The following is a 13423-nucleotide window of genomic DNA, read 5'->3' as shown; positions in this document are numbered from 1 at the left end:
CGCTATTGCCGCACAAGATAGACAAGAAAGATGATAAAGCCGACGGTGCAGCCGCCATAGATGAGGAAGCCGAGCATCTGTGGCAAGCCGGCGTCAGCGAGCTTGAAAACCGTGTCCTGTAGCATCCGCTGCTCCTATGTCAGCCGAAATAAAGACGAAGCACGTTTACCGCCACCTCGAAAGCCAGGAAAAGGAGGTTCAATGCGGCGACCCCAAGGAGAATTTTGGCTACCAACATCTCCATCACTCCTGCCTTACCAGCTCTTGCGACAGTCTTCTTAGAACAGACGGCCGGGGCCGAGCCCGCCCCAATAAACATACATGTAATACAGCCCCCAGGCGAACAGCAGCACGTAAACGACGAGAAGCCATAGCGGAATGAAGCCCACACGCGCCTGTATCAGGCCGCCGGCATAGTCCTCTAGTTCAGGGTGCGAGCTTTGACGTACATCCAGTTCCGGGTGCCTCGGGCTCTCCGGATCGCTGCTCTGCAGATCGCTCATTCTCCATCTCCCTTTCAAAAAAGTCGTTGGCGGCTTTGTCGGTGCCGCTCAACGCGCCGGATAGGACGCCCCAGATGAACAAGAACAGGGCCGCCAGGCTCATCATCATGGCGCCCGCATATGGTCCGGTGACTTCAAAACCGAGCATGCGCTAACCTCCGGCGGGTGCCTGTTTCTCGCCAGGCGGCGCTGGCGGGCCGGACGCCGGCACCGACGGATCGGGCACATAGGCTCGCTCAGGCTTGTCAGCGACCAGTTCCAGATCGTTCAGCGCCGCGCGGGCCTCCTGCTTGATCGACAGCGGCTGCAGCGAGAGCGGGTCTTTATAGGCGGAAAGCGCCACCACGAAATAGGAAAGTGCCCATCGGTCCTCGTCCGGAAAGGAATCCCGATAGGACGGCATCGGCGTGCCGCTGAGGCCGGTAGTTATCGTCCGGAAGATGTCTTCGACGGCCGGGCCAGACTTGAACTGGCCGCTGGTGAGGTCGGCCGGCGGGGTGGCGAACCCGATATCATCCTTGAGGCCGGCAGCCTTCTCGCCGTCGCCCTTGCCGCCTTGGCCGTGGCATTCCCAGCACTTCGCCACCTGCCAAACCTCCTTGCCACGGTCCAGCATCGTCTGGGACGGGGTCGGCGGGCGCCCGATATACAACGGTGGGCCAGGCGGCTCCTCGACGAAGAAAGCGTAAGGACTGGCGGGGTCGGAACGGTCAACCGCCAGCTCATACTTGATGTACTGGATCACCGCCAGCCGATCGTTGAGCGGCAGTTCGTACCAAGGGGGCATTGCCGTGCCGCGGATGCCGCGAGTAATGGTGCGCAGCATGTCCCCGTCCGTGGGCAGGGGCTCCTTTGTCAACCTAAATTTGAAGACTGCGGACGTGAAGTCCCTGGGCCGCTGGTTAAACATAAAGGTGGCGGCCGGCCCGTTGCCGTCGCCTTTGGCACCGTGGCAACCGATGCAGCGGCGCTCATAGACTTCCTTGCCATAGGCAATCCATTCCTCGGAGCGCGGCATCGTCGCATCCATGACCTCCAGACTTTGCGGCTCGAAAAGATCGCGCCATTTACCCCGGTTCGTGCCGAGCTTCTGGACGTAGGAAACGAGCGCCGCCAGCGATTCCGTCTCCGCCGCGATGCTGACGGTTTCTCCTGTGTATTCGTCATTCGGCGTCAGGATGATCGGCTTTCTTTCGCGCGCCTTCAGCGGCACGAACAGCAACCCGTACGCATTCGGCGTCAGCTGGATCGCTTGCTGGCTGTCGAAGTCGAAAAGGCCTTCGGTGACCTCTGTCCTTTCCAGGGTCCGACCGCCAGCGCCGTCGTCAACGATACGGACGGCTGCATCGGGCTCGTGGAAGAGACCGCGATACGGCGCCATTATCGAGTCCGGCACCAGCATCCGCGGATTGTAGAAGTGCGCCAGGTGCCATTCGTCGCTGTATTTCAGGCCGACGCGCGTCAGGTCCGGCCCGATCCGGCGTGTGCCTAACAGGTGCGGCACGTCATAGGCGTATTCGCCCGCCTCGCTGACCGGTCCCCAGCGGCGGATCTCGCCGGTCACCGGCCGCACGAATTGCGAATGGCAGTACCAGCAGCCTTCGCGCAGGTAAATGTTGCGGCCGCGACGCTGCTGCTCGGTGTAGTCCGTCGCCTCTGAAACCGTCCATTTCAGCTGGCCGAAATCCGTGCGCACCACCGAGGTCACGCGCGTAGTTCGCGAGGACGGCTCCACGAAGGGCAGCACGCCCTGCGTGATCACCGCAAGGGTGATGCAGAAGACGCCGGCGAACAGCGCGAAGAAGCGAACGTTCACTGCGCAGGCCCTCCCGCCGGGGCCGGGGTAGGCGCCTCGACCGACCCGCGGACGCGTCGCGCCTCAGCCGCCGGACTGGTCAGTGCGGTCAGCATCAGATTCACCACCAGCAGCGACATCCCGATATCCATGCTGATGCCTGCCAGGGTCCGCGCCAGCCAGTAGGGCTTCACCCAGACGAGCGAGTCGAGCCATTCGACCCCATTCATCCATTGATAACCCTGCTGCAGCCCGCCCGCTGTGAGGACCAGGCCCATGGTCGTGATGCCGACGGTGATCAGCCAGAACGACCAGTTGCCGAGCTTGAAGGACCAGAGTTCGCGCCCGAACAGTCGCGGCCAAGTATAGACGAGGCCCCCCATCGCCCATACGACGAAGGTGCCGAACACGGTGAGATGCGAATGCGAGATGACGAAATCGGTGAAGTGGGTCGGCTGCTGCAGCTGCCGCAGCGCCTCGGTCGAGCCCTGGAAGCAGCCGACGAGATACATGAGCGAGCCCATGATCAGGAACTTCGCCGGCAAGTTCCTGCCGAACTCATGCCACTTGCCCATCATGGTGCCGAAGAAGTTCACCAGCACCGTCCACACCGGAATGATCAGCAGCATCGATGTGACGACGGCCAAGGTCTCGGCCCAGTCCGCGATCGGGCTGTAGAGGTAATGGTGGATGCCGACGAACGGGTAAAACAATGCCAGGGACCAGAAGCCTACCAGCGAGAGCTTATGGGCATAGAGCGGATTTCGCGCGCTGATTGGCAGGAAATAGTAAATGATCACGTAGCCCGCGGGCGTTAGCCACAGCCCGACGATGTAGTGGAGATAGAGGCCATGGAAGGCGGCGCTGTTGATGCCCGAGATCGTGTACGGCAGGATGAAGCTTCCAAGCACGAAGTTCATCGTCGTCCACACGAAAGTGGCGATCAAGTACCATAGCGCGACATAGATCGCCGGCTCGAGCCTTCGACTGATCGTGATCAGGAATTGCGCGGTAGCAACAGCCACTACGATGAAGAATGCGACCTTCGCATAGAGCGGAAACTCTCCGGCTTCCAAACCGTCACTGTCGCCTAACAGCAAGCCGACCAAACCGGCAAGCGTTGCGACGTTCCAGACCCATGCGAGAAGAACCGACCACTCCGACCATATTACCCGCACCCCCGACAGACGCGGCACGAGATAGTAGCAAAGGCCGATGAAAAGCGTCGAGAAAGCGCCGAAGATGACACCGTTGACGTGGACCGGGCGCAGCCGGCCGAAGGTGAGCTCGAGATTCCCCGATCCGAGATAGTCGGGGTAGTTGAAGGTGCTCGATATCAGGACGCCGACAGATGGCGTTACCATCAGCCAGAACATGCCGAAATAAAGCCAGGTCCGCACGACCCGGTTGTCGACCAGCGCATCCAGGTCCACATTCGCGAACTTGCCGCGCAGCTCCATCCCAGTCTCTGCCAACGCATAGACCTCCCCGCGCGGTTCCCGGGCCGCACCACTGCTTCAACCCCACCCATCGAGGTGTCACCCCGATGGCGGACGCGCTCCCGTGAAGCCGAGCCCCGGCTATCGACGAGACTAGTACTTGCCTGGCACCAACACGGAGCCGGTGTTCGACCAGGTGATGTACGCCTCGAGCGCCTTCATCGCCTCCGATTCGGGATCGATCTTCTCGCCCTGGTTCGGTTTCTCGATGCACCAGTTGATCATGTCGCGCAGTGTCGCGAATTTGGCCATCGACTGCTGGAACTTCGGGAACGCATGCGGGTGGGTATCGGAGGCCATTGGATGGCACATGGCGCAGGCCCACCCGGTGGTCGACAACTTGACGCCCAACTGCTCCGCCATCGCCGCATCACCGTGGAACAGGAGGTCTCCCTTCCTGACCTCCTCCATGAACGCCTCTTGATAGAGTTTCAGCTGCTTTGGCGTCACCGGGTCCTTGTTGGCACTGGCCGGGCCGATGACGACGGCAGCTGCGACGACTGCTCCGGCGACGGTGGAACGCCTCAGAATGCAGAGGAATGTCGATGTGTTTATCATAGCCACCCCCTTTTATGGATTTTCCCACGGGTACTGTCTGTCGGCGATGCGTGGCTGTATGACCTCCTCAATGCTCTTGTCGTGGTCCTCCGGCGACTGGACGAGCACCTCCTTGCGCCCCCACATGATGTACTCGACATCGACCTTGTCGTCGGCGTTGACGCTCACGGTTTCCCAACCGACCCCGTCGAAGGGATCGCCAGGATCGACACGGATCATCGGCTTGGTCAGCTTGGGCACGCCTTCCGGCGCATACGGCCACGGCCAGGAGGTCGCCAGCATGCCGATCGAGCGCATGCTGCCGATCTCGTTGTAGAGCACCTGGTGCACGTGACCGTGGATGTTGGTGACTTTGGTATAAGGCTTCAGCACGTCATTCACTTCGCGCCAGTCGCGCACCCAGAAATTCCAGGGCGGGTAGTACTCGTACAGCGGATTGTGGCTGAAGATGACGATCGGCTTGGACTTATCCCACTCGGCGAGTGTCTTCTGCATCCAGTCGAGTTGCTCGCGGCCGACGCCGGCCCACGCGCCGGCAACCGTGCCGTCAAGGGTAGCCATGTGGCCCATGCGCTCCTCTGGCGTCATCTTCTTCGCTGTCCAGTAGTCCGGTCCCCGGCTGACCGTATCGAGCCCGATGAAGCGCACGCCTTTGTGGTCGAAGGTCCAGTTGGGTTGGCCGAACAACTCGCCCCACTTCTTGCCCATATCCAGATACCAGTCATGCTCGCCCGGGATGTAATACTTCTTGATCTTCAGATCCTTGAGGAGCTCAACGCCAAGCTCAAGTTCCTCGATCTTTCCGAGCTGGGCCAGGTCGCCGCCGAAGATCAGGAAGTCGGCCGGCGGATCCATGGCCTGGACCTCTCGCACGGCGCGCACCACCTTGTCGACGAAGCGCGTGTTCAGCGATCGCGGATAGAGATGGGTGTCCGAAATCCAGGCAAACTTGAACGGCGCTTCGGCGGCGTGAGCGACGTCGATGGTGTTGAGCAGCGGCCACCACGCGAAGGTCTGGCCGACGGAAGCAGCGCCGAACAGCAGCGATCTGTGAATGAAGGTGCGGCGGGTGATTTGGAGCGAGTCGTCGGGGCGTACTCCCGGCTGCTGCAGCACCGCATGCATTTCGCGCCGAATGCGGTCAAGCTCGTCAGACATCAGGGTTCCTCCTCAGTGCAGACCGTTTCTTAAAGCGTCGGTCTTCTCGCAGGAACGCGACCCTGTTGAATGAGTGGGTCGCCCATTTTCTTATTTTTTCAGTTCAATCGTCAGACTGGTGGCCTTATTCTCCTCTACCGTTACGGGCTGCTCGATGGGCCCGGTGAAGGGGTGGATCGCCACAAGTTTGTAGTTCCCAGGCGGAACATCAGTTATGCTGAACTTGCCATCGGCGCCGGTGACAGCGTAGTAGGGATTGTCCACCACATAGACCCAGCCTTCCATCCAGCCATGCGCGTCGCAGTCGATGCGGACGGTGCCGGCCCGCTTCAGTTCGACGGGTATCCGCTGGCCCTTATTGGGCAGCGCCAGGTTGAAGGCGGTGCGTTTGCCATAATAGCCATGGGTGTTGTGGAGGATTGGGTCGCTGTTGATCACCTCCAGCGAACCGGCGGGTATCATCTGAACCGCGGGCTCAAAGCGACATTTGAGGTTGTTAAGCTCAGGCGGCTTTCCGGGCTCCGGCCAGGCCTTTCCCTGTGCCACGTCGACCAGCTGCACCGCCGCGTTCAGCACGGCCTGATCGCTTCCGACTTCGATCAGCGGCTCCTCGCGGGGGTCGCCGCACACCTCGATATCCTTGGTGGGGATGATCTTTGTTGTCGGCACGTCGCCGCGGTAGACGATCGTACCCTCGATCGTTCCGCCTCCAGTGACCGGACCCACTTCGTAGGCTTGCGCAGGCGCGGACACCATCGCAACGAAAGCGATCGCCGCCAGCCCGCTCATCAATTCGCGAATGGTCATAAAAGCCTCCTCCTTCTAGCGAGATGAGGGGCAACTTTTAAAAATAGAGCTAAACGAGTACCATGTCTAGCCATTCAGCAACAAAACATGATAAAGTGAGATAGTTTAGGCGAGTTTGTTAATCACAAACACACGCGGGGGTTGGTGCGTCATTCTCGAAGTGCCGGAGGTACTTGATGAAGCGGCGGCATGGACTCCTCAGCCCCTGGGCCTACGGTTCGCATACCCTCTTCTGCATCATATTCGCAGCGGCCCTGTCGATCTGCCAACCGCTCGTGCGGGCCGACACGGCGCCTGTGACGGTCGGTGGCCCATTCACGCTTACGGCGCCGGACGGCACGACGGTCACCGATGAGACTTATCGCGGCAAATGGCTGCTGGTTTTCTTCGGCTATACTTCTTGTCCCGACATCTGTCCGACGACGCTGTCATCAATCGCCGCGGCGATTGAGGAACTCGGCCCCGACGCCGCAAAACTGCAACCGCTCTTCATCACTGTCGATCCCGAACGCGACACGCCTGAGGTGATGGGAAGCTTTACCGCAGCGTTCGATCCGCGCATCGTGGGACTGACCGGCAGCCCGCAACAGATCGCTGCGGTTTCGGAGGCATATGGCGCCTATGGTGTGGCGCGCCGGGGCGAGGCGGGCGGTGACGACTACCTAATGGATCACGGCACCCACATCTACATCATGAACCCACAGGGGCAATTCGTGGAGGGGCTAGACTCTGACACACCAAGCAGCGGCATTGCCGCTAGGTTGGGTGAACTGGTGCGATGACACCAGCCCTGGGATGACGGACATCACGATTATGCAGTTGAGCGATCCATAGAAAGTTGTCATCCGGAAGGAGAGCGACCATGCAAAGACATACAAAGGAGGCTTCGGAGCTTAAGGCATTGATCCTCGCGGATCTTCATAAGGAGCCGGGATGCGAGCACGTCACTGATTTTGTGATTCAGCGGCTCGAAACCAAGGAGAACGGGGCAAACTGGACTGTCAAATATCTGGATCCTAATCAAGATAAGGTCTGCGAGACAATTCTGATAAACATCGCGCGAATGTTGCAGCTCAATTTCGACCTTCCTGAACGCGGGTCGTGAGGAACTATGCGAGCGGGATCGGCGCGCATCGCGCTTCGAGTTAATTCGTATGCAAGCAGGGGAATCGGGCGATGGCGGAACCCACAGCGTTGCACACCGGCAAACCTGGCGGCGTAAAGAACGTCCTTGCGCCGCGGCGATTTGGACCTCCGATGACCGGAGATGCGGGCGATATGGCCGATGGGCAAGGCCGTATCTTGGTGCCAGGCAATACGAGTTATGACGGTTTCTTTGCAGATGCGATCGCGCGTCTGCAGGAGGAACGGCGCTACCGTGTGTTCGCGGACCTTGAGCGCGTCGCCGGACGCTTTCCCAATGCCGTGTGGCATTCCCCGCATGGACCCAAGGACGTCGTGATCTGGTGCTCCAACGACTATCTCGGGATGGGACAACACCCAAAAGTGGTCGCCGCCATGGTGGAGACTGCTACCCGCCTGGGAACGGGGGCCGGCGGGACGCGCAATATCTCCGGCACCAGCCATCCGCTCCTAGAGCTCGAGAGCGAGCTTGCCGATCTCCACGGCAAGGAGGCGGCACTGGTCTTTACGTCCGGCTATGTTTCGAACCAGACTGGCATCTCGACCATCGCCAAGCTGATCCCCGGTTGTCTGATCCTGTCCGATGCGCTCAACCACAATTCGATGATCGAAGGCATCCGTCAGTCCGGTACGCAGAAGAGCATCTTCCGCCACAACGACGTCGATCATCTCGAGGAATTGTTGAAGGCAGCGGGTCCGGATCGGCCAAAACTCATCGTCTTCGAAAGTCTCTATTCGATGGACGGCGACGTCGCGCCAATCAATCGCATTTGCGAAATCGCCGATCGTTACGGCGCAATGACCTATCTCGACGAGGTCCATGCTGTGGGCATGTACGGCCCTCGCGGCGCCGGCATCGCCGCGCGCGACGGCGCCATGAACCGGATCGATGTGATCGAAGGCACGCTCGCCAAGGCCTTCGGCTGCCTCGGCGGCTATATCACGGGAAGTGCTGTGCTGATCGATGCGGTTCGTTCCTATGCTCCGGGTTTCATCTTCACCACCGCGTTGCCGCCGGCGATCTGCGCCGCGGCCACAGCGGCGATCCGGCATCTGAAAACCTCGCACTGGGAGCGCAAGCGCCAGCAGGATCGCGTCCGGCGGGTCAAGGCGGCGCTGGGTGCCGCTGCGCTGCCGGTCATCCTGAGCGACACCCATATCGTTCCGGTGGCAGTCGGCGATCCGGCGCATTGCAAAGCGGCGAGCGACCTGCTGCTGAGCGATCACGACATCTATATCCAGCCGATCAATTATCCGACTGTGGCGAAGGGAACTGAGCGGCTGCGCATCACGCCGACACCCTGTCATGAGGACATCATGATTGATCGGCTCGCGGCAGCTTTGTTCGATGTCTGGAATCGGCTCGGGCTGCCACGGGACAATCTCGCCTGAGCGACCGAATGAGGCGTCGCCGTTCCCCGAAGATTTGGTCTTAAGGATCAAGGAAATGACTGCCAAGGAAATCATGTTCTCGTTCGAAGCTCGCGACAGAATGCTGCGCGGCATTGACATCCTGGCGAATGCGGTGAGCGTCACGCTTGGCCCGCGGGGGCGCAACGTCGCGATCGGCAGGGAGCACGGCGCGCCACGGGTCACGAAGGACGGCGTGACCGTCGCCAGGGAAATCGAACTCGACAACAAGTTCGAGAACATGGGCGCCCAGATGGTGCGCGAGATAGCAACAAAAATCTCCCATCAGGCCGGCGACGGCACGACCACCGCCGTCGTGCTCGCGCATGCGATCGCCCGGGAGGGCGCCAAGGCGGTGGCCGCCGGCATGAATCCCATGGACCTGAAACGCGGCATCGATCTCGCGGTCGAAGCCGTCGTCGCGGAACTCAAAAACAACGCCACGAAGGTCACCTCGAACGTCGAGATTGCGCAAGTCGGGACCATCTCGGCCAACGGCGACAGGGAGATCGGCCGCTGCCTCGCCGACGCCATGAAGAGGGTCGGCAATGACGGCGTGATCACTGTCGAGGACGGGACGTCGCTCGAAACCGAACTCGAATTCGTCGAGGGCATGCAGTTCGACCGCGGCTATATCTCGCCCCATTTCATCACCAATCGCGCAAAGATGCGGGTCGAGATGCAGGATGCCTATGTCCTCGTCAGCGAGAAGAAACTGTCCAGTCTGAACGAAATACTGCCGCTGCTGGAGAAGGTGGTGCAGGCCGGCAAGCCGCTGCTCATCATCGCCGAGGATGTCGAGAGTGAGGTGATGGCGGCGCTGGTGGTCAACAAGTTGCGCGGCGCTCTCAAGGTTGCAGCCGTGAAGGCGCCGGCCTACGGAAACCGCCGCAAGGCGATGCTGCAGGATCTCGCGCTGATGACCGGCGGAACGGTGATCTCCGAGGATTTGGGCATCAAGCTCGAACATGCTTCCCTCGATATGCTCGGGCGCACCAAGAAGGTGATGATCGACAAGGCAAACACCACGATCGTCGGCGGCGCCGGCGAGCGGGAAAGCATCGAGGCCCGCATCGCCGAGATCAAGCTCGAGCTTGCGGAAAGCACCTCCGATTTCGACCGCGAGAACCTCCAGGAGCGGCTGGCCAGGCTCGCCGGTGGCGTCGCCGTTATCCGGGTCGGCGGTGCAACCGAAGTCGAGGTCAGGGAGAAGAAGGATCGCATCGATGACGCGATGAACGCGACAAGAGCTGCGGTTGCAGAGGGCATTCTCCCCGGCGGTGGGGTCGCCTTACTGCGCGCCGGCAGGGCGCTCAAGAAGCTCAAGGGCAGCAACGAGGACCAGCAGGTCGGCATCGCGATCGTCAGGAAGGCGATCACCTGGCCGGCTCGGCAAATCGCGATCAATGCCGGCCTGGAAGGCTCGGTCGTCATCGCCGGGATCCTCAAAAACGACGACAACGCCTATGGCTACGATGCCCAATTGGGCGTGTACGCGGATCTGGTGTCAAAGGGCATCATCGACCCGGCCAAGGTGGTGCGAACGGCGCTCCAGGGCGCAGCCTCGGTGGCAGGCCTCCTCATCATGACGGAGGCGATGGTGGCCGAAGTGCCTGGCCCGCCGCCGCCGGAGCTTCCCGGTCACGAGCATCATCATCACGATATGGATTTGGATTTCTGACCGCTTCGCGGTTCGTAATCCGGGCTCGCCGCCGTCAACAATGATCTCGTCCGCTATCGAGGTGAGACAAGTCGTCGAGGATCACGGTATCCAAGGTGTCGGCTTATGGCGCTACCTGCTCGTTCCGATAGATGAGACGAATGGCAATATTCACCCAACTCGGCCCTTCTCAGTACCTACCTGATTAGGTTTTACCTGGGCCGTGATCCCGAACCGAAGGTCAGCGCAGCAAGATGTGAAACCGGTTTCGGGAAAGGACTAATGAAGCCCCATCCCGATTCCATCGAGATCGATCAAGCGCTGGTCAGACCGGCCGCACCAGAACGTGTTTTTTCTTGCCGAGCGACAGCTTTACGACCTGTTCCGGACCTAGATCCTCAAGCGTCACCAACCGGCGATCGTCGGACACGGACTGGTCGTTCAGCCGCACGGCGCCGCCCTGGATGTGTCGCCGCGCCTCGCCGTTGGACGCGGCAAGCCCGGCGGCAACGAACAGCGACAATATGCCGACGCCGCTTTCCAGATCGGCCTTGCCGACCTCGACGGTCGGCAGCGTTTCGGCCAGCGCGCCTTCTTCAAACGTCTTGCGCGCGGTTTCCTCGGCTTGCTCGGCCGCTTCGCGGCCGTGCACGATGGCCGTCGTTTCCGTGGCCAGGACCTTCTTGGCCTCGTTGATCTCTGAGCCGCCAAGCGCGGCGAGCCGCGCGATCTCGCTGAGCGGCAGGCGGGTGAAAATCTTGAGGAAGCGCGTGACGTCGGCGTCCTCGGTGTTGCGCCAGTACTGCCAGAAATCATAGGGCGAGTAGAGGTCGCCGTTCAGCCAGACCGCGCCCTTGGCCGATTTGCCCATCTTGGCGCCTGACGACGTCGTCAGCAGCGGTGTGGTCAGGGCATAAAGCTGCGGCGTGCCCATGCGGTGTCCGAGATCGACGCCGTTGATGATATTGCCCCACTGGTCCGATCCGCCCATCTGCAGGCGGCAGCCATAGCGCCGGCTGAGCTCGACGAAATCATAGCCCTGCAGGATCATGTAGTTGAATTCGAGGAAGGAGAGCGATTGCTCGCGCTCGAGCCTCAGCTTGACGCTGTCGAAGGTCAGCATGCGGTTGACCGAAAAATGCCGGCCGACATCGCGCAGGAACTCGACATAGTTGAGCTTCATCAGCCAGTCGGCATTGTTGACCATGATCGCGTCGTTTGGACCGTCGCCGAAACGCAGGATGCGGCCGAAGATGCGCTTGATGCCCTCGATGTTGGTGGCGATGGCCTCAGGCGTCAAAAGCTTGCGCTGGTCGTCGCGGAAGGAAGGATCGCCGATCATCGAAGTGCCGCCGCCGATCAGTGCGATCGGCCGGTGGCCGGTCTCCTGCAGCCAGTAGAGCATGGTCGCGGATATCAGATTACCGATATGCAGGCTGGTCGCGGTGGCATCGTAGCCGACATAGGCGGTCACCGTTTCCCTGGCGAAAAGCTGGTCGAGGCCGGCATCATCCGAAATCTGGTGGATGAAACCACGCTCGCTCATTACGCGCAGGAAATCGGATTTGAAGGCGGACATTTTTTCTTTCCCGAAAGCGCCCAACCGAAGCGGATCGGGCGTGGCATGCGTGAACGCGGGCGTTTAGCATCCAAGCGCGGTCAGCAAAAGGGGAATCCGGTTTTTCCACCTGACCGCTGTAACGGCGCCGCACGGCTTCGAATCGAATGCCATATCCTGCGACAGAGCCCGACGCGAGATGCCGGAGATATCTTCGCTGTTCGGCCTATCTCAACCGTTTCGGCCGCGGGTCGGACAACTCGCCTGCCAGACGGCGATCGAGATAGTCCGCGCATTCCTGGAGCAAGAGGTCCGCATCGTTGGAGAAGAAATGGTTGGCGCCGGGCAAGGTCTTCTGGGTGATGGTGATGCCCTTTTGCGTGTGCAGCTTGTCGACCAGCCCCTGCACGTCCTTTGGCGGCGCGACCTTGTCGGCGTCGCCATGGATGATGAGGCCGGACGACGGGCAGGGCGCCAGGAACGAGAAATCATAGGTGTTGGGCTGCGGCGCGATCGAGATGAAGCCTTCGATCTCCGGCCGGCGCATCAGAAGCTGCATGCCGATCCACGAGCCGAACGAATAGCCGGCGACCCAGCAGCTCTTGGAATCCGGATGCAGCGACTGCACCCAGTCAAGTGCCGCGGCCGCATCCGACAATTCGCCGGTGCCGTGGTCGAATTCGCCCTGGCTGCGGCCGATGCCGCGGAAATTGAAGCGCAGCGTGGTGAAATCCCGCTTCTGGAACATGTAGAAGAGGTCGTAGACGATCTTGTTGTTCATCGTGCCGCCGAACTGTGGGTGCGGGTGCAGGATGATGGCGATCGGCGCGCTCTTTTCCTTGGAAGGCTGGTAGCGACCCTCCAGGCGGCCGGCCGGACCGGTGAAAATGACCTCAGGCATAAAATACTCCACATGGCATAAGAATGCGCGGTGCTTGGAACAACTCTTCCTCTGGCCCCAGTCTTCCCAGGCCTTGACGCAGGGCGAGCGTCTTCTTAGAAGCTAGTTTAGAATTGTTCAAAACTGGGTGGCCAAAACGTCGTGGTTCGGCCATCCACGCCGCAAGTCGCGTAAATAGGACGGCTTGCCTTGCAATTTCAAGGAAATAACGCGCTATCCTCGCGGAATGGCTCTTGAAGGGACCGATCGAAACGAAAATGGCCGGAAGACGCGCCTATCTCGACTACAATGCTAGCGCGCCGCTGCTTGCTGCGGCGCGGGGGGGGGGGGGTTGGGGGGGGGGGGGGGGGGCGCCCCCCCCCGGGGGGGGGGGGGCCGGGGGGGGGGGGCGGGGGGGGGGGGGGGGGGGGGGGGGGGGGGGGGGGGGGGGG

The 13423-nt window shown here is 61.0% G+C and carries 13 protein-coding genes; 4 read left to right on the top strand and 9 right to left on the bottom strand.

The annotated features are described in order from the left end of the window. Positions 1–2: 2 nt before the first annotated feature. The 7 genes from AC0L3O_RS05940 to AC0L3O_RS05910 all read right to left on the bottom strand — a co-directional run bounded on the left by AC0L3O_RS05940 (position 3) and on the right by AC0L3O_RS05910 (position 6302). A complete protein-coding gene (locus AC0L3O_RS05940) occupies positions 3–125 on the bottom strand; it encodes a hypothetical protein (RefSeq protein ID WP_023798301.1) in 123 nt (40 codons plus the stop codon). A gap of 153 nt (positions 126–278) precedes the next feature. After that, positions 279–503: a hypothetical protein gene (locus AC0L3O_RS05935; protein ID WP_014766281.1), complete on the bottom strand. Its 225-nt coding sequence runs from the start codon at positions 501–503 to the stop codon at positions 279–281. Between the two features lie 151 nt (positions 504–654). Beyond that, positions 655–2319: a cbb3-type cytochrome c oxidase subunit II gene (locus AC0L3O_RS05930; protein WP_473523577.1), complete on the bottom strand. Its 1665-nt coding sequence runs from the start codon at positions 2317–2319 to the stop codon at positions 655–657. Continuing rightward, positions 2316–3758, bottom strand: a complete 1443-nt coding sequence (locus AC0L3O_RS05925) for a cbb3-type cytochrome c oxidase subunit I (RefSeq protein ID WP_473615238.1) — start codon at positions 3756–3758, stop codon at positions 2316–2318. The genes AC0L3O_RS05930 and AC0L3O_RS05925 overlap by 4 nt, the downstream gene beginning before the upstream one ends. 132 nt (positions 3759–3890) lie before the next feature. Further along, a complete protein-coding gene (locus AC0L3O_RS05920; protein ID WP_128168433.1) occupies positions 3891–4355 on the bottom strand; it encodes a c-type cytochrome in 465 nt (154 codons plus the stop codon). A 12-nt stretch (positions 4356–4367) separates the two neighbouring features. After that, positions 4368–5513 (bottom strand): metallophosphoesterase family protein, encoded by a 1146-nt coding sequence (locus AC0L3O_RS05915; protein ID WP_287247507.1) that lies wholly within the window; start codon positions 5511–5513, stop codon positions 4368–4370. Positions 5514–5603: 90 nt separating this feature from the next. After that, positions 5604–6302: a carboxypeptidase regulatory-like domain-containing protein gene (locus tag AC0L3O_RS05910; RefSeq protein ID WP_473534659.1), complete on the bottom strand. Its 699-nt coding sequence runs from the start codon at positions 6300–6302 to the stop codon at positions 5604–5606. Positions 6303–6496: 194 nt separating this feature from the next. On the opposite strand from AC0L3O_RS05910, the gene AC0L3O_RS05905 reads away from it, so the two are divergent. The 4 genes from AC0L3O_RS05905 (at position 6497) to groL (ending at position 10554) form a co-directional block, all read left to right on the top strand. Beyond that, positions 6497–7102, top strand: a complete 606-nt coding sequence (locus AC0L3O_RS05905; RefSeq protein ID WP_473534560.1) for an SCO family protein — start codon at positions 6497–6499, stop codon at positions 7100–7102. Positions 7103–7182: 80 nt separating this feature from the next. Further along, positions 7183–7425 carry a hypothetical protein gene (locus tag AC0L3O_RS05900; protein WP_027154144.1) on the top strand — a complete coding sequence of 81 codons (243 nt, stop codon included), beginning with the start codon at positions 7183–7185 and terminating at the stop codon, positions 7423–7425. A 173-nt stretch (positions 7426–7598) separates the two neighbouring features. Further along, complete coding sequence (gene hemA, locus AC0L3O_RS05895; RefSeq protein WP_091591830.1) at positions 7599–8855, top strand: 5-aminolevulinate synthase; 1257 nt, start codon at positions 7599–7601, stop codon at positions 8853–8855. A gap of 55 nt (positions 8856–8910) precedes the next feature. Next, positions 8911–10554 (top strand): chaperonin GroEL, encoded by a 1644-nt coding sequence (gene groL / locus AC0L3O_RS05890; RefSeq protein WP_473615079.1) that lies wholly within the window; start codon positions 8911–8913, stop codon positions 10552–10554. A 304-nt stretch (positions 10555–10858) separates the two neighbouring features. On the opposite strand, the gene tyrS is transcribed toward groL, so the two are convergent. Further along, entirely contained in the window at positions 10859–12112 is a 1254-nt protein-coding gene (tyrS, locus tag AC0L3O_RS05885) for a tyrosine--tRNA ligase (RefSeq protein WP_287307028.1), read from the bottom strand. Between the two features lie 205 nt (positions 12113–12317). Beyond that, complete coding sequence (locus AC0L3O_RS05880; RefSeq protein ID WP_027154148.1) at positions 12318–12992, bottom strand: alpha/beta hydrolase; 675 nt, start codon at positions 12990–12992, stop codon at positions 12318–12320. Positions 12993–13423 lie beyond the last annotated feature (431 nt).

The organism is Mesorhizobium sp. WSM4810 (assembly GCF_055811235.1).
The sequence above is the reverse complement of the archived record's forward strand: the minus strand, read 5'-3'. Positions and strand labels throughout refer to the sequence as shown.